19 protein-coding genes and 3 tRNA genes are annotated in these 20,303 nt (G+C 18.5%); 8 read left to right on the forward strand and 14 right to left on the reverse strand.

Going from position 1 to position 20,303, the window contains the following annotated elements:
- Positions 1–5 precede the first annotated feature (5 nt).
- Complete coding sequence (locus GJT82_RS00780; protein ID WP_168819284.1) at positions 6–1,052, forward strand: extracellular solute-binding protein; 1,047 nt, start codon at positions 6–8, stop codon at positions 1,050–1,052.
- A gap of 25 nt (positions 1,053–1,077) precedes the next feature.
- On the opposite strand, the gene trhO is transcribed toward GJT82_RS00780, so the two are convergent.
- A complete protein-coding gene (gene trhO, locus GJT82_RS00785; protein WP_168819286.1) occupies positions 1,078–2,022 on the reverse strand; it encodes an oxygen-dependent tRNA uridine(34) hydroxylase TrhO in 945 nt (314 codons plus the stop codon).
- Positions 2,023–2,041: 19 nt separating this feature from the next.
- Positions 2,042–2,126: transfer RNA gene (locus GJT82_RS00790), tRNA-Leu, on the reverse strand.
- 140 nt (positions 2,127–2,266) lie between these two features.
- On the opposite strand from GJT82_RS00790, the gene GJT82_RS00795 reads away from it, so the two are divergent.
- The 3 genes from GJT82_RS00795 (at position 2,267) to aroC (ending at position 4,492) form a co-directional block, all read left to right on the forward strand.
- Positions 2,267–2,339 (forward strand) — tRNA-Asn (locus GJT82_RS00795).
- A 124-nt stretch (positions 2,340–2,463) separates the two neighbouring features.
- Positions 2,464–3,408 (forward strand): 50S ribosomal protein L3 N(5)-glutamine methyltransferase, encoded by a 945-nt coding sequence (gene prmB / locus GJT82_RS00800; protein ID WP_168819288.1) that lies wholly within the window; start codon positions 2,464–2,466, stop codon positions 3,406–3,408.
- A gap of 4 nt (positions 3,409–3,412) precedes the next feature.
- Positions 3,413–4,492 (forward strand): chorismate synthase, encoded by a 1,080-nt coding sequence (aroC, locus tag GJT82_RS00805; RefSeq protein WP_168819298.1) that lies wholly within the window; start codon positions 3,413–3,415, stop codon positions 4,490–4,492.
- On the opposite strand, the gene GJT82_RS00810 is transcribed toward aroC, so the two are convergent.
- Positions 4,484–5,089 carry a peroxiredoxin gene (locus GJT82_RS00810; protein ID WP_168819300.1) on the reverse strand — a complete coding sequence of 202 codons (606 nt, stop codon included), beginning with the start codon at positions 5,087–5,089 and terminating at the stop codon, positions 4,484–4,486. The two genes, aroC and GJT82_RS00810, sit on opposite strands and share 9 nt — an antisense overlap.
- 137 nt (positions 5,090–5,226) lie before the next feature.
- Between GJT82_RS00810 and yajC the strand changes: the two genes are divergently transcribed.
- From yajC to secF, 3 genes are read left to right on the forward strand one after another with little or no spacing between them, the layout of a single operon-like run.
- The gene (yajC, locus tag GJT82_RS00815; protein WP_168819302.1) at positions 5,227–5,571 is read left to right on the forward strand and encodes a preprotein translocase subunit YajC; all 345 of its coding nucleotides are present in this window, start codon (positions 5,227–5,229) and stop codon (positions 5,569–5,571) included.
- 24 nt (positions 5,572–5,595) lie between these two features.
- Positions 5,596–7,425 (forward strand): protein translocase subunit SecD, encoded by a 1,830-nt coding sequence (gene secD, locus GJT82_RS00820; protein ID WP_168819304.1) that lies wholly within the window; start codon positions 5,596–5,598, stop codon positions 7,423–7,425.
- Positions 7,426–7,465: 40 nt separating this feature from the next.
- Positions 7,466–8,425, forward strand: a complete 960-nt coding sequence (gene secF, locus GJT82_RS00825) for a protein translocase subunit SecF (RefSeq protein ID WP_168819306.1) — start codon at positions 7,466–7,468, stop codon at positions 8,423–8,425.
- Positions 8,426–8,436: 11 nt separating this feature from the next.
- Here the strand turns inward: secF and GJT82_RS00830 are convergent.
- The 5 genes from GJT82_RS00830 to GJT82_RS00850 all read right to left on the reverse strand — a co-directional run bounded on the left by GJT82_RS00830 (position 8,437) and on the right by GJT82_RS00850 (position 12,238).
- Positions 8,437–8,522 (reverse strand) — tRNA-Leu (locus tag GJT82_RS00830).
- Between the two features lie 306 nt (positions 8,523–8,828).
- Positions 8,829–9,662 carry a symmetrical bis(5'-nucleosyl)-tetraphosphatase gene (locus GJT82_RS00835; protein WP_168819308.1) on the reverse strand — a complete coding sequence of 278 codons (834 nt, stop codon included), beginning with the start codon at positions 9,660–9,662 and terminating at the stop codon, positions 8,829–8,831.
- Between the two features lie 24 nt (positions 9,663–9,686).
- Positions 9,687–10,064, reverse strand: coding sequence for a Co2+/Mg2+ efflux protein ApaG (apaG, locus tag GJT82_RS00840; protein WP_168819310.1), 378 nt, complete (start codon positions 10,062–10,064; stop codon positions 9,687–9,689).
- Between the two features lie 15 nt (positions 10,065–10,079).
- Positions 10,080–10,883, reverse strand: coding sequence for a 16S rRNA (adenine(1518)-N(6)/adenine(1519)-N(6))-dimethyltransferase RsmA (gene rsmA, locus GJT82_RS00845; protein WP_168819312.1), 804 nt, complete (start codon positions 10,881–10,883; stop codon positions 10,080–10,082).
- 32 nt (positions 10,884–10,915) lie between these two features.
- Positions 10,916–12,238: a peptidylprolyl isomerase gene (locus GJT82_RS00850; protein WP_168819314.1), complete on the reverse strand. Its 1,323-nt coding sequence runs from the start codon at positions 12,236–12,238 to the stop codon at positions 10,916–10,918.
- A gap of 195 nt (positions 12,239–12,433) precedes the next feature.
- Here GJT82_RS00850 and djlA point away from each other — a divergent pair, with 195 nt between their 5' ends.
- A complete protein-coding gene (djlA, locus tag GJT82_RS00855; protein WP_168819322.1) occupies positions 12,434–13,408 on the forward strand; it encodes a co-chaperone DjlA in 975 nt (324 codons plus the stop codon).
- A gap of 17 nt (positions 13,409–13,425) precedes the next feature.
- Here djlA and acpS read toward each other — a convergent pair whose 3' ends face one another.
- The 6 genes from acpS to GJT82_RS00885 are packed head-to-tail and all read right to left on the reverse strand — an operon-like array spanning position 13,426 to position 20,278.
- On the reverse strand, positions 13,426–13,809 hold the full coding sequence (acpS, locus tag GJT82_RS00860) for a holo-ACP synthase (RefSeq protein ID WP_168819324.1): 384 nt from the start codon (positions 13,807–13,809) through the stop codon (positions 13,426–13,428).
- Between the two features lie 44 nt (positions 13,810–13,853).
- The gene (gene era / locus GJT82_RS00865) at positions 13,854–14,687 is read right to left on the reverse strand and encodes a GTPase Era (protein WP_168819326.1); all 834 of its coding nucleotides are present in this window, start codon (positions 14,685–14,687) and stop codon (positions 13,854–13,856) included.
- Positions 14,688–14,700: 13 nt separating this feature from the next.
- Positions 14,701–15,378, reverse strand: a complete 678-nt coding sequence (gene rnc, locus GJT82_RS00870) for a ribonuclease III (protein ID WP_168819328.1) — start codon at positions 15,376–15,378, stop codon at positions 14,701–14,703.
- A 39-nt stretch (positions 15,379–15,417) separates the two neighbouring features.
- A complete protein-coding gene (lepB, locus tag GJT82_RS00875) occupies positions 15,418–16,368 on the reverse strand; it encodes a signal peptidase I (RefSeq protein WP_168819330.1) in 951 nt (316 codons plus the stop codon).
- A 28-nt stretch (positions 16,369–16,396) separates the two neighbouring features.
- Positions 16,397–18,187 (reverse strand): translation elongation factor 4, encoded by a 1,791-nt coding sequence (gene lepA / locus GJT82_RS00880; RefSeq protein ID WP_168819332.1) that lies wholly within the window; start codon positions 18,185–18,187, stop codon positions 16,397–16,399.
- Between the two features lie 51 nt (positions 18,188–18,238).
- Positions 18,239–20,278, reverse strand: a complete 2,040-nt coding sequence (locus tag GJT82_RS00885; RefSeq protein WP_168819334.1) for a M3 family metallopeptidase — start codon at positions 20,276–20,278, stop codon at positions 18,239–18,241.
- Between the last annotated feature and the right edge of the window lie 25 nt (positions 20,279–20,303).

Here is a 20,303-nt window from a genome sequence, read left to right on the forward strand (position 1 = left end):
TTTATATGTTTTTTTTAATAAAATTAATATTTATTTTTTTTCTATTAAATATACAAATTAAATATTTACATGCAGATACTAATAATACAGTTATTTTTTATAATTGGACAGAATATGTTCCTTCTGGTTTATTAGAAGAATTTACTAAAGAAACTGGAATTAAAGTTATTTATTCGACATATGAATCAAATGAAAGTATGTATACAAAGTTAAAAACTTACAAAAAAGAATCTTACGATTTAATTGTACCATCTACATATTTTATAGCTAAAATGAGAAATGAAGGAATGTTACAAAAAATTGATAAAAAAAAATTAACAAATTTTATTAATTTAGATCCTAAATTTTTAAATAAATCTTTTGATCCTAATAATGATTATTCAATTCCATATATATGGGGTGCTACAGTTATTGCTATAAATAATAATGAAATAAATTTAAATCATATAAATAGTTGGAACGATTTATGGAATTCTAAATATAAAAATTCTATTTCATTAGTTAATGATGCTAGAGAAGTTTTTCAAATGGCACTTATGAAATTAGGATATTCAGGTAATGATACTAATTTAAATCATATTAAAGATGCATTTAAAGAATTAAAAAAATTAATGCCTAATATTATTACATTTAATTCAGATAATCCTGGAATTCCTTTTATAGAAGGAGAAGCTCTTATAGGAATGATATGGAATGGATCTGCATATGCAGTTAAAAAATTAGGTATTCCTTTAAAAATTATTTGGCCTAAAGAAGGTGGAATTTTTTGGATGGATAGTTTTGCTATTCCTTCAAATGCAAAAAATGTAGAAGGAGCATTAAAATTAATTAATTTTTTATTACAAGCTAAAATATCAGCTCAAGTAGCACAAATAACTGGATATTCTACTCCTAATTTAGCAGCAAAAAAATTATTACCTAAAAATATAATTAATGATAATACACTATATCCAAATGATAAAATAATTAAAAAAGGTGAATGGCAAAATGATATAGGAGATAATATTAATAAAGAATATGAAATTTATTTTCAAAAATTAAAAAATTTATAAAAAATATCTAATTAAAAATAATTGTTTATTTAAGATAAATATTTTTACATTTTTCACTACAACAATTAGAATATTTTTTTTTACATAAAGGACATTGAATAAATAATAAATGACAAAAATTATTTTTACAATTAGTATGAATATCATAAAAATTTTTACATTGATAACAATGTGAGATAATATCTTTAGTAATTGATTCTCCCATTCTATTATCAAAAACAAAATTTTTTCCTTTAAATTTAATAGGTAAATTATTTTTTTTAGCATCATTAATATAACCAATAATACCACCTTTAATATGAAAAACATTTTTAATATTATTATATATTAACCAAGAAGTGGCTTTTTCACAACGAATACCTCCAGTACAATATAAAATAATATTTTTATTTTGATATTTTTGTAAATTATATAATAACATTGACATTTGTTCTCGAAAATTATTTGATGATTCAAATATAATAGCATTATTAAAATGACCTATTTCATATTCATAATAATTTCTTATATCAATAAGAATAGTATTATTACTATCAATCATTTTATTCACTTCATAAGCATTTAGATATTTTCCAACAATTATAAAATTTAAAAAATCAAAATTTTTTATACCATCATTTAAAATATTTTTTTTATGTATAACTCTTAAAACCCAAAAAGCATTACTTTTATGTTCTATTGCTAAATTTATATATAAATTTTTTAATTTAGTACTTAATTTATATAAAAAAAATTTCATTATTTTATAAAAATAACAAGGAACACTAATTTGTGCATTTATTCCTTCATGAGAAACATATATTCTACCAAGAATATCTAAAGAATTAAATAAAATATAAATATTATTACGTAATAATAGTGGATCTTTTATAAAAAAATATTTATAAAAAGATAATACTTTTCTTTCTTCATTTTTTTTAAATATTCTTTTTCTTAATTTAGAATTAGATATTCTATTACAAAAAAACATAATAAACCTTTAATAAAATTACCGAAGATCGGATTTGAACCGATATATCATAAAATGATAATTGATTTTGAATCAACTGCGTTTACCTATTTCGCCACTTCGGTATAATTTTTTAAAATACGAACTTATTATAACATATAATTATTTATTATATTTATTTAATATATAAAAAATATAATATTTTTTTATAATTATCTTGACAATAATATATTATTAATAATACAATCAACTCGTATTTTGATAATCCTCTGTAGTTCAGTTGGTAGAACGGCGGACTGTTAATCCGTATGTCACTGGTTCGAATCCAGTCAGGGGAGTAAAATAATTAGTAATTTTTTTATTAATAAAGATATTTTATTAAATTATTTGTAATTTTATTTATATAATTGTAAATTTTAATTATTCTTTATTATATAATTTTTAATATTTATTTTTATAAATATGAATTTAAAAAATCTTCTTAAAATAGATAATTTAAATAAATTATTATCTATTATAGATATGGTTCGTTGGGCTACTAATTGTTTTAGCATATCTAATATATGGTATGGACATGGTACTGATAATCCTTTAGATGAATCTATTCAATTAATATTACCTATATTAGGATTATCACCTTATGTATGGAATTATGTATATAATACAAAATTAACCTTTCAAAAACGTAAATTAATATTTCAATTAGTATATAAAAGAATAAAAAATAGAATACCTGTAGTATATTTAACTAATAAAACTTGGTTTTGTGGACATGAGTTATATATTGATCAAAGAGTATTGATTCCTAGATCACCAATATCAGAATTAATTAATAATAAATTTAAATCTAATGGATTAAAATTAGAATTTATTCCTAAAAATATATTAGATTTATGTACTGGTAGTGGATGTATTGCTATTGCATGTGCATATTTATTTCCTAATTCTAATATAGATGCTATAGATATTTCTTTAGATGCTATCAATGTTACTAAACATAATATTAAATTACATGGTTTAGAAAACCGTATCACTCCTATTCATAGTAATTTGTTTGATAAATTATATATTTTTCATTGTTATGATTTAATAATAACTAATCCACCTTATGTTAATAAAAAAGAAATTAAATATTTACCTAAAGAATATTTATATGAACCTCAATTAGGATTAATATCTGAGGATTATGGACTAGATATTATTAATAAAATTTTATTGAATTCTTTTTTTTACCTTAAAAAACACGGTATTTTGATTTGTGAAGTTGGTAATCAAATGAAATATATAATAAAAAAATATCATTTTATAAAGTTTAAATGGTTAAAAATGGAAAATGGAGGTATAGGTATATTTAAAATAAATCGTAATACAATAGAAAAAATAAGAAAAATAAAGAGGAAAAAGTAAAAATATGTCAGGTAATAGTATTGGAAAAATATTTCGTGTAACTACATATGGTGAGTCTCATGGAATTTCTTTAGGATGTATTGTAGATGGGGTTCCACCTGGTATCCCTTTAGAAGAAAATGATTTACAAAAAGATTTGGATAAAAGAAAACCAGGAAATTCAAAATATACATCTCAAAGAAAAGAATTAGATAAAATTAAAATTATGTCTGGAATATTCAATGGTTTAACTACTGGAACAAGTATTGGTCTTATGATTAAAAATTTGGATCAAAGATCACAAGATTATAATAATATTAAAAATATATTTCGTCCTGGACATGCTGATTATACTTATGAAAAAAAATACGGTATAAGAGATTATAGAGGTGGCGGACGTTCTTCGGCAAGAGAAACAACTATGCGAGTTGCTGCTGGTGCAATTGCAAAAAAATATTTATTAATAAAATTTAATACTAAAATAAGAGGTTATCTATCACAAATGGGTAACATAATTTGCAATTTTAAAAGTTGGTCTGAAGTAAATAAAAATCCTTTTTTTTGTCCTAATGTTGATCAAGTACAAAACTTAAAAAATATGATAAATAATTTAAAAAAAATAGGTAATTCCATAGGAGCTAAAATTACTATTATTGTAGAAAATATTCCAGTAGGGTTAGGTGAACCAGTTTTTGATAAATTAGATGCAGATTTAGCTCATTCTTTAATGAGTATAAATGCTGTTAAAGGAATAGAAATAGGTGATGGATTTAAATGTATAAATACACTTGGTAGTGATTACCGTGATGAGATTAGATCTAATGGATTTCAAAGTAATCATTCTGGAGGTATTTTGGGAGGTATTAGTACAGGACAAAATATTATTATTAATTTTGCAATAAAACCTACTTCTAGTATTTCTACTATAGGAAAAACAATAGATATAAATAATAATGAAGTTCAATGTACAACACAAGGAAGACATGATCCTTGTGTTGGAATAAGAGCAGTACCTATAGGAGAAGCAATGGTAGCAATAACACTATTAGATCATTTATTACGTTTTCGTGCACAATGTGCTGATGTTTATGAAAAATTAATTTAATTCATTTATATTATTAGTTAAATAATCAGAAATACCTATTGATGTAGGTATTATGCTTTTTTTACCTTTTTTCCATTGAGCAGGACATACTTCACCATATTTTTCATAATGTTTTAAAGCATCAATCATTCTTATTATTTCATTAATATTTCTACCAAATGGTAAATCATTTATTGATTGATGTCTTATAATTCCTTTTTTATCTATTAAAAATGAAGCTCTTAATGCAATACTTAATTCAGGATGTTCAATACCATATTTTTTTTGAATTTCTTTTTTTAAATCAGATACTATTACAAATTTTATTTTTCCAATACCTCCCTTTTGAATAGGAGTATTACGCCATGCGCTATGAGTAAATTGTGAATCACATGAAATACCTAAAATTTTTACATTTCTTTTATTAAAATCATTATAATGATTATTAAATGATATTATTTCAGATGGACAAACAAATGTAAAATCCAAAGGCCAAAAAAATATAACAGTAATTTTATTTTTAGAAAATTCTATAAAATTAAAATTATCAATAATTGAACCATTACTTAAAACAGCTGAAGCATTAAAATCAGGTGCTTTTTTTGTGACTAAAACCATAATAATTTCCTAAAATTTTGTTTGATAAAATATAATTTTTTATGTTATTTTATATAATAATCAGTTATGATTCAATTAATTATTTTAAAATATAAAAATAATTATAATTTTAATTATTAAAGTAAGGAATAAACTAAATGAATTTTTTTATTTCTAACATAGAAGCAGCTACTAATAATGGAATACATTCTAAAGATAATATTATTTCTTTATTTATTATGATTTTAATTTTTGGTATAATATGTTATTTTATTATAATTAAACCTCAAAATAAAAAAGATAAAGAAAAAAAAAAATTAATAGATTCTTTATCAAATGGAGATGAAATATTAACAACTGGAGGAATTATTGGTAAAATTGTTAAAATTTCAGATTATGGATATATTACTATTTTAATAAATAATAATAATCAAATTATTATTAGAAAAGATTTTATTATTGCAATTGTACCTAAGGGTACTATAAAAAAAAATTTCTCATAATTTATTATTAATAGGAATTGTATTGTGTTAAATAAATATTATTGGTGGCAATATATTCTGATAGTTTTATTTATAATAATTGGTATTATATATTCACTACCAAATATATACAGAGATATTCCTATAATAAAAATTAAAATTTTAAAAAAAAATTTTTCTAAAGTAAAAATTTTAGCAAATCTTAAAAAAGAATTAAATTCTAATCAAATTCAATATAAAAAATTTTTTATAAATAAAAATAATATATTTATAATATTCAATGATGTAGTAAATCAATTACAAGCATATGAAATAATTAAAGAAAATTCACATAAAAAATATACTGTTATAGTAAAATTAATTTCATCTATTCCAAAATGGTTATTATTTTTAAAAGCAAAACCAATAAAATTAGGATTAGATTTAAGAGGTGGTATATATTTTTTATTGAAAATAAACAATAATTATATTTTTCAAAAATTACGAGAACAAAATATCGAAGATTTAAAATTAATTTTAAAAGATAAAAAAATCTCATTTAATTTAAATAAATCACATTATTTTAACTATAAAATTTTTTTTAAAAATAATATTATAAGAAATAAAGTATTTAATTTTTTAAAAAAAAATAATAATAATTTTGTTAATTATACCATGATTAATAATGGATTATTAATTACTATGAAAAATAAATGGTTTTTAGAATTAAAAAAATCTATTATAGAAAATAATATAGATGTATTACGTAAAAGAGTTAATCAAATAGGTATTTCTGATTCTATAGTACAAAGAAAAGGAATAAATAATATTATTATAGAACTTCCAGGAATACAAAATCTTTCAGAAGCAAAAGAAATAATAGGTAGTACAGCAACATTAGAATTTCATTTAGTTAATAATAATATAAATAATATTCAAAATAAAAATTTTTCTTATTATATATGGAATAATAAAATTCCTCTTTTTTTAAATAAAAAGATAATAATTGATGGATCAAATATTATTCATTCAAATATTAGTAGAGATGAATATAATCAACCTCAAGTTAATATTTTTTTAGATAAAAAAGGTGGAGATATTTTATCTAAATTTTCTGAAAAACATATTGGAGATAATATTGCAACAGTACTTGTAAATTATATAAATAGTAATAAAAAAGATATAAAAGGTAATATAATACAAAATAAAAAAGAAGAAATAATAAATGTAGCAACTATACAGTCAAAATTAAATAATAGTTTTAAAATAACTGGTTTAAAAAATATAAAAGAAGCAAAAAAATTATCAATTTTATTAAGATCTGGTTCATTAAGTGCACCTATACAAATAATAGAGGAACAGAATATTGGACCTTCAATTGGACAAGAAAATATTAAACAAGGAATAAAAGCTTGTATTATAGGTATTTTAATATGTATTATATTTATGATATTTTATTATCGTATATTTGGTATAATTGCAATTATTGCTTTATTTATTAATTTAATTTTTACTATGAGTTTTCTTTCTCTTTTACCCGGAGCGACATTAACAATGTCTGGTATTGCAGGAATAGTTTTAACTTTAGCTATTGCTATAGATGCAAATGTTTTAATTAATGAAAGAATTAAAGAAGAATTAAATAATAAAATATCTATTCAAAAAGCTATAGATTATGGTTATAAAGGAGCTTTTTCTAGTATTTTTGATGCAAATATAACTACATTAATTACTTCTTGTGTTTTATATAGCTTAGGTTCTAGAGAAATACAAGGATTTGCTATTACTACTTTTATTGGTATTTTAACATCTATGTTTACTTCTATAATTATCACTAGAGCAATAGTAAATATTATTTATGGTGGTAAAAAAATAAAAAAACTACCTATTCAATAATATTAATTATTCATAATATATATGGAGAATATTAAATAATATGTATTTTTTTTTTAATAAAATAAAAAAAATTAAACAAAATAAATTACAATTATATGATTTTATGAAATGGAGTAATCATGCTTTAATTATTTCAGCAATTTTAATTATATTATCTATAATAATTATATTATCTAAAGGTTTAAATTGGGGAATAGATTTTACAGGTGGTACAATTATAGAACTACATTTTAAAAATCCAATTCATGAAATTAATAATACTAGATTATTAATTCAAAAATTATATTCTTCAAAAATTGAAATTAATTTAATAAATAATAATCATAATTTAACTATCAAATTATCAAAAAATCAATATATACATAAAAATAATCAAATAATTGAACCTAAATTAATAAATTTAATCCAAAAATTATATAAACAAAAATTTACAATAAAAAAAATAGAATATATAGGTCCTAATATAGGTAAAAATTTAATTTTATCTGGTATTGCTACGATAATGATTACTTTAATAGGTATTTGGATATATGTAGGATTACGTTTTGAATGGCATTTAGCAGGTAGTACAATAATATCTTTATTACATGATTTAATTATTACTATAGGAATAATTTCTATATTTTCTATTGAAATAGATCTTTCTATTATTTCTTCACTCATGTCTATAATTTGTTATTCACTTAATGATAGTATTGTTATCTCGGATAGAATTCGTGAAAATTGTTATAAATTAAATAATTATAATATGTATAAAATTATTAATTTATCAATTAATCAAACTTTTAAAAGAAGTATTATTACTTCATTAACAGTTTTAACTATGATATTTATTTTATATATTTTTGGAGGTATTATATTACATAATTTTTCTTTAATTATGTTTATAGGTGTAATTTTTGGAACTATATCTTCTGTATATATAGTATCATCCATAGCATTAAAAATAGGTATGAATGTTAATCATATGATTGTTATTGATTATAAAAATAATAATTAAATTAAATTTTTTGCGAAGAGAGGGATTTGAACCCTCAATATCATAATTGATACTAATATCTGAAATTAGTGCGTTTACCAAGTTTCGCCACCTTCGCTAATTTATTTATAATTACTCCTTTTTTATTAAAAATATTAAAATAAAAATTAATTTTTATATCTTATTTTTAATATTATTAATAAATAATTTATATTTTTTAATTAAAAAATATAAATAAATTAATATTATATATTTTTTACTAAATCGTAATGTACTTTTTTATTATTTAAATTTTTTTTAAAATTATATAAGAAATATTAATAATAATTAATATAAATAAATATAAAATTTCAAATATTTTTTAAAAAAAATTACATTGCGATTTATAAATTTATTTAAAAAATAATAATTTATAAAATATATTTTATATTTTACAATTTTGTGTATAAATTTTTTTATCTTCCCAAGATAACATTGTTAATTTATTTCCCCAACAACAACCAGTATCTAATCCCATTATATGTGGAGGTGTATATCTCCCATTTAAAGATGACCAATGTCCAAATAATATTGTATATTTTTTATAAATATTATTAGGTATTAAAAACCATGGTTTTAATGATTTTGATACATTTTTAGGTTCTCCTTTTGTTGTCATTTCTAATGTTCCATTTTGGTAACAATATCTCATTTTTGTTAATGAATTTATAATAAAGTTAAAACGTTTAAATCCTGTAAGTTTATTATTATTCCAATCATTTATTTGATATTTTTTATCATACATAGAAGAAAAAAATTTTGTACTATTTTTAGTTATTAAAATATTTTTTACTTCATCTGAAACAGATTGGATAATATCAATGTTATTCCATTGTGGAGTAATACCTGCATGTGTCATTATAATTTTTTTTTCTTTATTTATTTGTACTAAAGGTTGATATTTTAACCATTGTTCAACAATAATAGAAACTTTTTTATTTGCTAATAATTCTAATATTTTTTGATCATATATAGTACCAGTATTCGATATACCTGAATGTAAAGCTAATAAATATAGATCATGATTACCTAAAACTAATTTTATAGATTCCTGAAAATCATATAAATAAAATAATATTTTATCTGAATCAGGACCACGAGCAATAATATCTCCAGTTAACCACAACTGATCTTTTTTATAATTAAAATTAACTTTTTTTAATAAAGATAAAAATTCATTATAATAGCCATGAATATCACCAATAATATATGTAGTCATATAATTTTTATGTATTGATTTGAATTAATGAATATAAGTTTTAATTGCTAAACGAAATACAGGAATATCTACATGAAAAATATTTCCATTTTCATCTATCATAATATAATGTCCTTGCATAGTACCAATTGGAGTTTCTAAAATAGCACCACTAGTATATTTAAAATCATTTCCTGGTTTTATATAAGGTTTTTTACCTATAACTCCTTCACCATGTATTTGAGTTTTTTTACCATTACCATTTGTTATTATCCAATAACGACTTATTAACTGTAATAGTTTTTTACCTAAATTATTAATAGTTATAGTATATGCAAAAACATAACGATTAGATTTAGGAATAGATTGCGATTCTATATAAATACTATTTACTTTTATATAAACTTGAGATAATGATTTCATAAGTTTATATCCTTTTTATAAAGAATAACTATTTAATTCTAAATATTGAGCTAATTGACAATATTCTGATATTGAAACATTTTCAGCACGAATTTTATAATCTATACCAAAATAATTTAATTCATCTACAGAAAATAAATCTTTTAAACTATTACGTAATATTTTTCTTCTCATACTAAAAGCTTTTTGTATTATTATTTTTAATAAATAAGTATTATGTAATTTATAAGGATTTTTTTTATGAGGTTTTATATATACCATATTAGATAATACTTTAGGAATAGGATAAAAAGAAATTGGCTGTATTTCTATTGAAGATTTTATTTTACAATAAAATTGTGCCATAATACTTAAACATCCATAATTTTTTTCTCCAGTATTTGCAGTTAAAGTGTTAACTACTTCTTTTTGCATTATAAAATTCATATCTTGTATATTATTTATATAATTATTAAATAAATAAAAAATTAAAGTAGTAGCAATATTATATGGTAAACTTCCGAAAATACGTATTTTTTTTTCATATTTTTTAGTTAAAATATTAAAATTAAATTTTAAAGCATTTTCTGAGAAAATTAAAACTTTAGATTTTATAATTTTTTTATTATATTTTAAATAATTTACAAAGTTCTGATCTATTTCAATAACCGAAATAAAATTATTATATTTAGTCATAGGAATAGTCAAAGCACCTAATCCCGGTCCTATTTCTACCATAATATTAGAAGATTTAGGATTAATAATAGAAATTATTTTATTAATAATAAACTTATCTTTTAATAAATGTTGTCCATATCTTTTTTTAAGAAAAAATTTCATTTTTTATTATTTATATAATATTACTATATAATTTAATTATCATAAATGTTATTACAACATATTTTATTATTAATATTTAACATATTATTTATATATACTCCATTTAAATATGTAAAAAACCAATAGTTTAATTCTTGAAAAAATTTTTGACTAATAATAATTTCTTTTGCTTGTTGTTTAAAAAAGGATTCATTTTTTGTAATATTTTTTATATTTAATAATTTTATTATATAATAACCATCATTTTTTTCAATAATTGGACTAATTTCATTTATTTTTAATTTATTAATAATATTCTGTATATCAAAAGATAATTCTTTTAAAAAAATCCATTTATTATTTAATTTAGATTGAACTAATTTACTTTCATCAGAAAATAAATCTATTGCTTCGTCAAAATTTATTTTATTTTGAATAATAATTTTACGAATATTATTAATTTTATTAATTAATTTTTTTTTATTCAAATCATATTTTTTAACAAAAATATATTTTATTAAAACCTTTTTTTTTATATTATTTTGAATTTTCAAATTATTAATTATTAATAAATAAAATCCTGAATTTGAATATATAGGACCTATTATATCTTTTATATGTACTAAATCTAAATAATTAGTAAATTTTTCTGGTAAAAAATCTTTTGTTATCCAACCTAAATCTTTTTTTTGAATATTTATTTTATTACAAAAATTTATATCTTTTTTTTTAGATAAAATAAAATTATTATTTTTTAATTTATTTATTAAAATTTTAGTTAAATATAATTTTTTATTAAAATCGTTTTGTAAAGAATTTTTATTTATTGGTATATAAAATATAGTAATATTATATTTTATATTTTTTTTATCTTGAATATATAAATAATTTTTTAAAGAATTTATTTCTTCATCAAATATAACAATATGATTTTTTATTTCTTCAAATTTCATTAAATTAATAATTAATTCTTTTTTTATAAAATTGTAATAGGTTTTATAATTTATTTTATTATTTATAAGTTCTTCATTAAGAAGATGAATATTAATATGAAAATTTTTCAAAATATTATTAATAATATTATTAATATTTTTTTCTGGTATATAAATATTATAATTTGTACTTATTTGTAAAAAAATATTATTAATAAATAAATTTTTAATAAATTCTTTATTTAAAATATTAGAATCAATAAATAAATTTTTATCTTTTTGATCATCATATACATTTAATAAATTACAAATATCTTTCTTTGTAATCATATCATTATTAATAATAATTCCTACTTGATCAATCATTTTAAATGATGCATATAAATTATTGTAATATGCTGTAAAACATAAAATAATAATAAATATTAATTTTTTAATTCTCATTTTTTTACCATTTTTAATAAAATTTTAATTAAAAAAATTAATTTATATTAATAATAATAATAATTATTATTTTAAATATTTATTATTTATTATAATATAATATAAATAAATTATAAATAGTAATAGTGTTATTTGTCCAAAATATATTAATATTAAACAATATTATATTTTTTTCATATATTTACTGAGGAATATATGTATTATTGGGGTAAATTAATTGGTTTTTTAGTTAGTATAATATTTGGAAATAGTCTTTCCAGTATAATATTTGGTATTGTAGTTGGATCCATAATAGATAAAGTTAATGAAATTTATAATGAAAGTCAATATTTTGATAATAAAGAATTAATAAAAAAAATATATGCAAAAATTATTTTTGAAGTTATGGGACATATAAGTAAGTCTAAAGGTTTTATTACTAACAAAGATATTAAAGTTACTTTAGATTTAATGAAAAAAATGAATTTAAATAAAAAAGAAATTTTATTTGCACAAAATTCATTTAATAATGGCAAAAAAGATGATTATCCTTTAATTAATAAATTAAATAATTTATATAATATAATAATTGCTAGAGATGATTTAATAGAAAATTTTGTAAAAATTCAAATAAAAATAGCATTTATAAATAATTATTTACATAAAAAAACAAAAAAAATATTATTTATAATATTTAATGAATTAAATATATCTGAAGTACAAATAAAATATTTAATAAATGATATTTTTATAAATAGTTCAACAAAAAATTATTTTTTTAAAGATTTTTTTAAATATTATAATAATTATAATAATAATTATTTTTATCAAAATTATTTTAATTATTATTATCATGAATATAATGATCCATTTAATTTTTATAATAAAAATAATGATAATCAAAATGATAATTATAATGATAATCAAAATGATAATTATAATGATAATCAAAATGATAATTATAATGATTTTGATAAATCAAATATAGATAAAGCTTATACAATATTAGGGGTAAAAAAAAGTGATAGTTTTTTAAAAATTAAAAGATCTTATCGAAAACTTATGAGTAAATATCATCCTGATAAATTAGTTTCAAAAGGATATTCTAAAGAAGTATTAGAAAAAGCTAAAATAAAAACACAAAATATACAAGCAGCATATAATTTGATAAAAAATCAAAAATATCACTAATAATATTTAATTATTAATTAACCTTCAATTATAACAATTGCACAAACATATTTTTTTTCATCAGATAATGAAATGTGAATTTTTTTATATTTCATTTTATTTGCAATATTCAATGCTTGATGAAAAATTTTTAATTTTGGTTTACCAAATTTATTTTTATATAATTCAAATTGATTAAAAAATATTCCATTAGTAAATCCAGTATTTAAAGCTTTTACAGCTGATTCTTTTATCGCAAAACGTTTAGCTAAAAAATAAATATTATTTTTATTATTATTAATATAATTATTAAATTCATTTATAGAAAGAATTTTATGTACAAAACGATTTTTAAATCTATAAAAAATTTTTTTAATTCTACTAATCTCTACAATATCAATTCCTATTCCAATAATTTTCATATTAAATTTTATTTTTTTAATTAATAAATTTTAAAAAAAGATTTTTATTTTAATTTAATCCATATTTTCAATATAATTTTTCTATTTAAAAATTTTTCTATACTATTTTGAGATTTACTTATAATCAATTTTATAATTTTTGCATTTTTACCTATTAATATTTTTTTATGAATTATTTTATTAACATAAAGTAATATATTTATATTTTTTATAAAAATTTTTGAAGTCTTAATAAATGGTTCTACTTTAATTTTTATAATATATGGTAATTCATTATGGATATATTTCATAATATATTTTCTTATTATTTCTGAAATAATTAATTCTTTGGATTGATTAGTAATATAATTTTTGGGAAAAAAATGTTTTTTTTTAGGTAAAATTTTAAATATAAAATGATGAATATCATTAACATATAATTTTTTTTTTGCTGAAATCATAACTAAATTAGTAAAAAATATTTTTGTTTTAAGAAAATTAATATATGGTAATAATATTGTTTTATTATAAATTTTATCTATTTTATTAATTATAATTATAGTAGAAATAGAGATATTATTAATTATTTTTATAATATTTTCTTCTATATTATTCCATTTATTTCTATCTAAAACTAATAAAATTACATCAATTTTTTTATTATCTAATAAATTAGAAATTATATTATTTTTATTTATAAATCCAGGAGAATCAATATATTCAATTTGATAATTATCATAGTTATATATTCCATTAATATTAAAATAAGTAGTATTTATTTTATGAGATGTAATAGAAATATTTTTTCCTATTAATTTATTTAATAAAGTAGATTTACCTGAATTAGTTCTACCTAATATTAAAACTCTACCAAAATAAAAAGATATTTTTTTATTCAATTAAATATACCTATCAAATTCCTAATTTTATTAATGCTTGCTCTGCTGCTGATTGTTCTGCTTTACGACGACTAGAACCTATTCCTGTTATTATTTCTGATATACCATTAATTTTACATTGAATAGTAAATTTTTGGTTATGTACTTCACCATTTATTTGTAATATATAATAATATGGTAATGGTAAATGAGATCTTTGTAAATACTCTTGTAATTTTGTTTTAGGATCTTTTTGATTATTTCCTGGAATTATATCTTTTAATCTGAATTTATACCATTTTAATATAATTTTTTCTACAATTTTAATATTAGAATCTATACAAATACTACCAATTAATGCTTCCATAGTATCTGCTAAAATAGATTCTCTATTATAACCTCCATTTTTTAATTCTCCAGGACCTAATAATAAATATTCACCTAATTTAAATTCTCTAGCAATATTAGCTAATGTATTACCTCTAACTAAAGTAGCTCTCATACGACTCATATTACCTTCATTTACATTAGGAAACTTATTGTATAATTCTTTAGCAATAATATAACTAAGTATAGAATCTCCTAAAAATTCTAATCTTTCATTATGTTTACAGCTTGCACTTCGATGAGTTAAAGCTTGATATAATAAATTTTGATGGTTAAAAATATAACCTAACTTTTGTTGTAATTGATTCATCATAATAAAATTCACATAATTATATTTTTAATTTTTATATTATAACTAATAACATTATTTAATTTCTTTTATTCTATAAAAACGTATTTTAGTTGGCCATTTATTTTCTTTTTTTTCTAAACTCATCCAAATGAAAATAGCTTTTCCTAGTAAATATTTTTTATCAACAAAACCCCAATAACGACTATCATAACTATTATCACGATTATCTCCCATAACAAAATAATTGTTATTAGGTATTATCCATGTATAAATAGGTTGATTATTTTGACGATATATTTGTAAATAATTTTGATTTATTTCAGGTGAAAATAAAATTTGATGAGATAAATTATTTATATTTTCTGTATATTCAAATAATTTTAAACCACCATATATATATTTGCTAAAATTATTAAATATAAAAATATTATTTAAATATTTACGAAATTCTTTAAAAATTTGAATATAATTACTTTTTTTAAGATTATTATATTGAATAATAACATTATTTTTTATATAAACATTATTTTTATTTACAGGATATAAAATAATTTGTTTATTTTTTATATTATATGTAATTTTATCTCCTGGTAAACCTATTACTCTTTTAATATAATTTATTTTAGGATTTTTAGGATATTTAAAAACAATAACATCCCCTCTTTCAGGATTATTATTATTTATAATATAATTATTATTAAATGGATTTTTTATTCCATAAATAAATTTATTTACTAAAACTAAATCTCCTATAAGTAAAGTTGGCATCATTGATTCTGATGGAATATAAAATGGTTCATATAAAAAAGAACGAATTAAAAAAACTAATAATATCATAGGAAAAAAAGATCCTATTTCTTTTTTCCAAGACTTTTTATTTTTTTCTAAATTATAAAAATACATATTTTTATAATATTTATTTTTATAAAAATAATATAATAATTTTATTTTATAATAAAACCATATAAACCCTGATAATAACATACTAATAATTAGTATTAATTGAAATATATTATTTTTCATATTGTCCATACTTAAAATTGTAAATAATTTATTTTTTTATTTTTAATATAGCTAAAAATACAGTAGTAGGTAATAATACATTACCGATAACTTTCATTTTTTTCTTTCCTTTTTTTTGTTTTTGAATTAATTTTTTTTTACGACTTATATCTCCTCCATAACATTTTGCTATGACATTTTTTCTAAGTTGCTTAATAATAGAACTAGCAATAATATTTTTTCCTATAGATGCTTGTATTTTAATATCAAATTGTTGTCGTGGAATTAATTTTTTTATTTTTTCTACTAATAAATTACAATAATAATAAATTTTACTTTTATAAGTAATAGTAGTTAATGCATCAACACGTTTTTGATTAATTAATATATTAACACATACTAAATCAGATTTTTTAAATTTAATAAAATGATAGTTTAATGATGCATAACCACTAGATACTGATTTTAAACGATCAAAAAAACTAATTATAACTTCTAACATAGGTATTTCATATACTAATAATACTTGATTAGTATGATAAATCATATCAATTTGTATTCCATTTTTTTCTGCACATAATTTCATTATATTACCAATATATTTTATAGGAGATAAAATACTACATTTAGCTACTGGTTCTCTTAATTCCTTAATTTTATTAACATCTGGAAATTTAGATGGATTATCTGCATAAATAATTTTATTATCTATTGTTATTATTTGATATTTTACTGTAGGTATAGTCATAATAATATGAATATTATATTCACGTTCTAATCTTTGTTGTATAATTTCCATATGTAATAATCCTAAAAAACCACATCTATAACCATAACCTAATATATTAGAATTTTCTGGTTCAAAAAATAATGATGCATCATTTAAACTTAATTTTTTTAAAGCAGTATCAAATATATTATAATCACTAGAAGAAATTGGAAATAAACCAGCATAAACTCGAGGTTTAATTTTTTTAAACCCAGATAATATTGTATGAGATGGATTAGAACATAATGTTATAGTACTTCCTATTGGAAGTTCATTTATATTTTTTACCCCAAAAATAATCCAACCAACCTCTCCACAATTTAATTCTTTTAACTCTACTTGCTTAGGAGTAAAAATACCTAATCGTTCCACAAAATATTTTTTTTGTGTATTCATAATTATTATTTTATTTCCTTTACGAATTTTTCCATTTTTAATTCGAATTAATGACACTACTCCTAAGTAATTATTAAACCAAGAATCTATAATTAATGCCTGTAAAGGAAAAGAAGATTTTCCTGATGGAAATGGAATTTGATTTACTAATTCTTCTAGAATTTCTAAAATACCAAAACCTGTTTTAGCAGAACATTGTAAATAAAATTTTGATTTAATTCCTATAATTTCTTCTATTTCTTTTTGAACTTTATGAACATTAGCATTAAATAAATCAATTTTATTAATAATAGGTACAACTTTTAATCCCATTTTTATAGCAATATTACAATTAGATAAAGTTTGTGCTTCAATTCCTTGAACTGCATCTATTAATAACAGAGCACCTTCACATGCAGATAAAGATCTAGATACTTCATAAGAAAAATCAACATGTCCTGGAGTATCAATAAAATTTAATTTATATATATTTTTATTTTTTGATTGATAATTTAAAGTTACACTTTGAGCTTTTATTGTAATTCCTCTTTCTTTTTCTAATTCCATAGTATCTAATACTTGTGATTTCATTTCTCTATTAGATAAACCACCACATACTTCTATTAAACGATCTGCAAATGTTGATTTACCATGATCAATATGAGCAATAATGGAAAAATTTCGAATATTTTTCATAAAATATTTTATATTTATATTATTAATAATTAAATAATAATTTATAAATAATTATTTAATTATTTTAATACCCTTATGTATAAGTAAAATATTACTATCTAATTTTCTTTTTCTAAATTTTTCAAATAAAATAAAAGGATCTTCAATATTAATTTTTGATAAAAAATTATTTAAAAAATTTTTTCCTATAGTTTTATTAAATAAATTATTTTCTTTAAAATATAAAAAAGAATCTGCAGCTAATTGTTCTGACCATAAATAACTATAATAACCAGCTGCATATTCTCCTGAAAATATATGATTAAAGATATTTATATATTTATTCCAAGATGGAATTTTTGTGATTGAAATTAAACTGGATCTAATTTCATACATTAATTTTAATATTTGATTACTATTTTTTTCTGGATTAAATTCATCATGTATTCTTATATCAAATAAACTTAATTCAATTTGACGCATTATAGATAATGCAGAATTATATTGTTTAGATTTAACTAAATTATTTATAATATTTTCTGGCATATTTTCATTAGTTTGATAATGATTAGAAATTAAAGAAATAACTTCTGGTTCCCAACACCAAGACTCCATAAATTGACTAGGAAATTCTATTATATCAAAATAAACTCCATTAATTCCAGAAATATTAGGAATGTTTATTTTTGTTATAATATGATGTAATGCATGACCAAATTCATGAAATAATGTTATAACATCATTATGTGTTAATAAAGAAATATTATTAATTGGAGTAGTAAAATTACAATTAATATAAGCTATTGGATATTGTAATATATTATTAGATTTCATCAATCTAGATTGACAAATATCCATCCAAGCTCCATTTCTTTTATTTTTACGAAAATATAAATCAAAATATATACTTCCATATAATTCATTTTTTTTATTAAAAACATCAAAAAATAATACACTATTATCCCAAACATTTACTTTTCTTTTTTTAAAAATTAAACTAAAAATTTTATTTGTAATTTTAAACATTCCATTTATCACGTAAGATAATGGAAAATAAGAACGTATAATATTATCATCTATACCATATAAATAATATTTATATTTTTCTACATAAAACATTGTATCCCACGATTTAATTTTAATTAAATTATATTTATTTTTAATAAATTGTTTTAAATCAGATACTTCTTTTTTAGCTTGATGATAAGAAAATTTAACTAAATTTTTAAGAAAGAATAAAATTTTATGTAAATTTTTAGCTGATTTATTTACGAGAGATTTTTCTGTATAAGAATTATATTTTAATAAATTTGCTAATTTATAGCGTAATTTCAATTCTTTAATAATAACAGGAAAATTATTATAATTATTTACTTTATCTGAAGCTCTAGTATTATAAATATAATATAATGATTTACGAAGTGTTTTATTTTCACAAAATTTCATTATTGCAAGATAAATTGGCATATTTAAATATATTAGATATCCTTTTTTATTTTTCTTTTTAGCATTATCTTTCATTAAACTAATAATATTATTAGGAATTCCTTTTAATTCTATTTTAGAAAAAATATTTAATTTCCAAGATCTCATACTATCAAATATATTATTATCAAAAATAATACTTAAACAAGATAAATTTTCTACAATTTTTGCATATTCTTTTTTAGAATGATTAGATAGTAAAATACCTGATAATTTATAATCAAGTAATTTATTTTTAATAAATTTTTTTTTTATATGGTTTAATAAATTAAATTTATTTTTTTTTATAAATATATAAGCATTATATAATTTTTCATTTTGTATAATCCATAAATTATATTCAGTAATTATTTGAATAATAATATTATATATTTTTCGTAATTTATTAGTATTAACTACATAATTTAAATGATTTATTAATGAAAAAATACGATTAAAATTTTCATCTATTTCTAATAATGGTTGACAAAAATTTTCCCAATTATAATTATTTTTATAATTTATTAATAATTTATTTATTAATAATTTATTATTATTAATGATAAATTGAATTGCAGGAATAATGAATTTATATTTAATTTCATTAAATGGAGGTAAAATAAAATTTTTTAAAAGAGGATTATTCATAATAAGATCTCAATTTATTTTACTA

Source organism: Enterobacteriaceae endosymbiont of Plateumaris rustica (assembly GCF_012562965.1).
Classification (GTDB): domain Bacteria; phylum Pseudomonadota; class Gammaproteobacteria; order Enterobacterales; family Enterobacteriaceae.

Coding starts and splice junctions, on each gene's coding strand:
- GJT82_RS00780 (WP_168819284.1), top strand. CDS start 6: ATGTTTTTTTTAATAAAATTAATATTTATTTTTTTTCTATTAAATATA.
- trhO (WP_168819286.1), bottom strand. CDS start 2,022: ATGTTTTTTTGTAATAGAATATCTAATTCTAAATTAAGAAAAAGAATA.
- prmB (WP_168819288.1), top strand. CDS start 2,464: ATGAATTTAAAAAATCTTCTTAAAATAGATAATTTAAATAAATTATTA.
- aroC (WP_168819298.1), top strand. CDS start 3,413: ATGTCAGGTAATAGTATTGGAAAAATATTTCGTGTAACTACATATGGT.
- GJT82_RS00810 (WP_168819300.1), bottom strand. CDS start 5,089: ATGGTTTTAGTCACAAAAAAAGCACCTGATTTTAATGCTTCAGCTGTT.
- yajC (WP_168819302.1), top strand. CDS start 5,227: ATGAATTTTTTTATTTCTAACATAGAAGCAGCTACTAATAATGGAATA.
- secF (WP_168819306.1), top strand. CDS start 7,466: ATGTATTTTTTTTTTAATAAAATAAAAAAAATTAAACAAAATAAATTA.
- GJT82_RS00835 (WP_168819308.1), bottom strand. CDS start 9,662: ATGACTACATATATTATTGGTGATATTCATGGCTATTATAATGAATTT.
- apaG (WP_168819310.1), bottom strand. CDS start 10,064: ATGAAATCATTATCTCAAGTTTATATAAAAGTAAATAGTATTTATATA.
- rsmA (WP_168819312.1), bottom strand. CDS start 10,883: ATGAAATTTTTTCTTAAAAAAAGATATGGACAACATTTATTAAAAGAT.
- GJT82_RS00850 (WP_168819314.1), bottom strand. CDS start 12,238: ATGAGAATTAAAAAATTAATATTTATTATTATTTTATGTTTTACAGCA.
- djlA (WP_168819322.1), top strand. CDS start 12,434: ATGTATTATTGGGGTAAATTAATTGGTTTTTTAGTTAGTATAATATTT.
- acpS (WP_168819324.1), bottom strand. CDS start 13,809: ATGAAAATTATTGGAATAGGAATTGATATTGTAGAGATTAGTAGAATT.
- lepB (WP_168819330.1), bottom strand. CDS start 16,368: ATGAAAAATAATATATTTCAATTAATACTAATTATTAGTATGTTATTA.
- lepA (WP_168819332.1), bottom strand. CDS start 18,187: ATGAAAAATATTCGAAATTTTTCCATTATTGCTCATATTGATCATGGT.
- GJT82_RS00885 (WP_168819334.1), bottom strand. CDS start 20,278: ATGAATAATCCTCTTTTAAAAAATTTTATTTTACCTCCATTTAATGAA.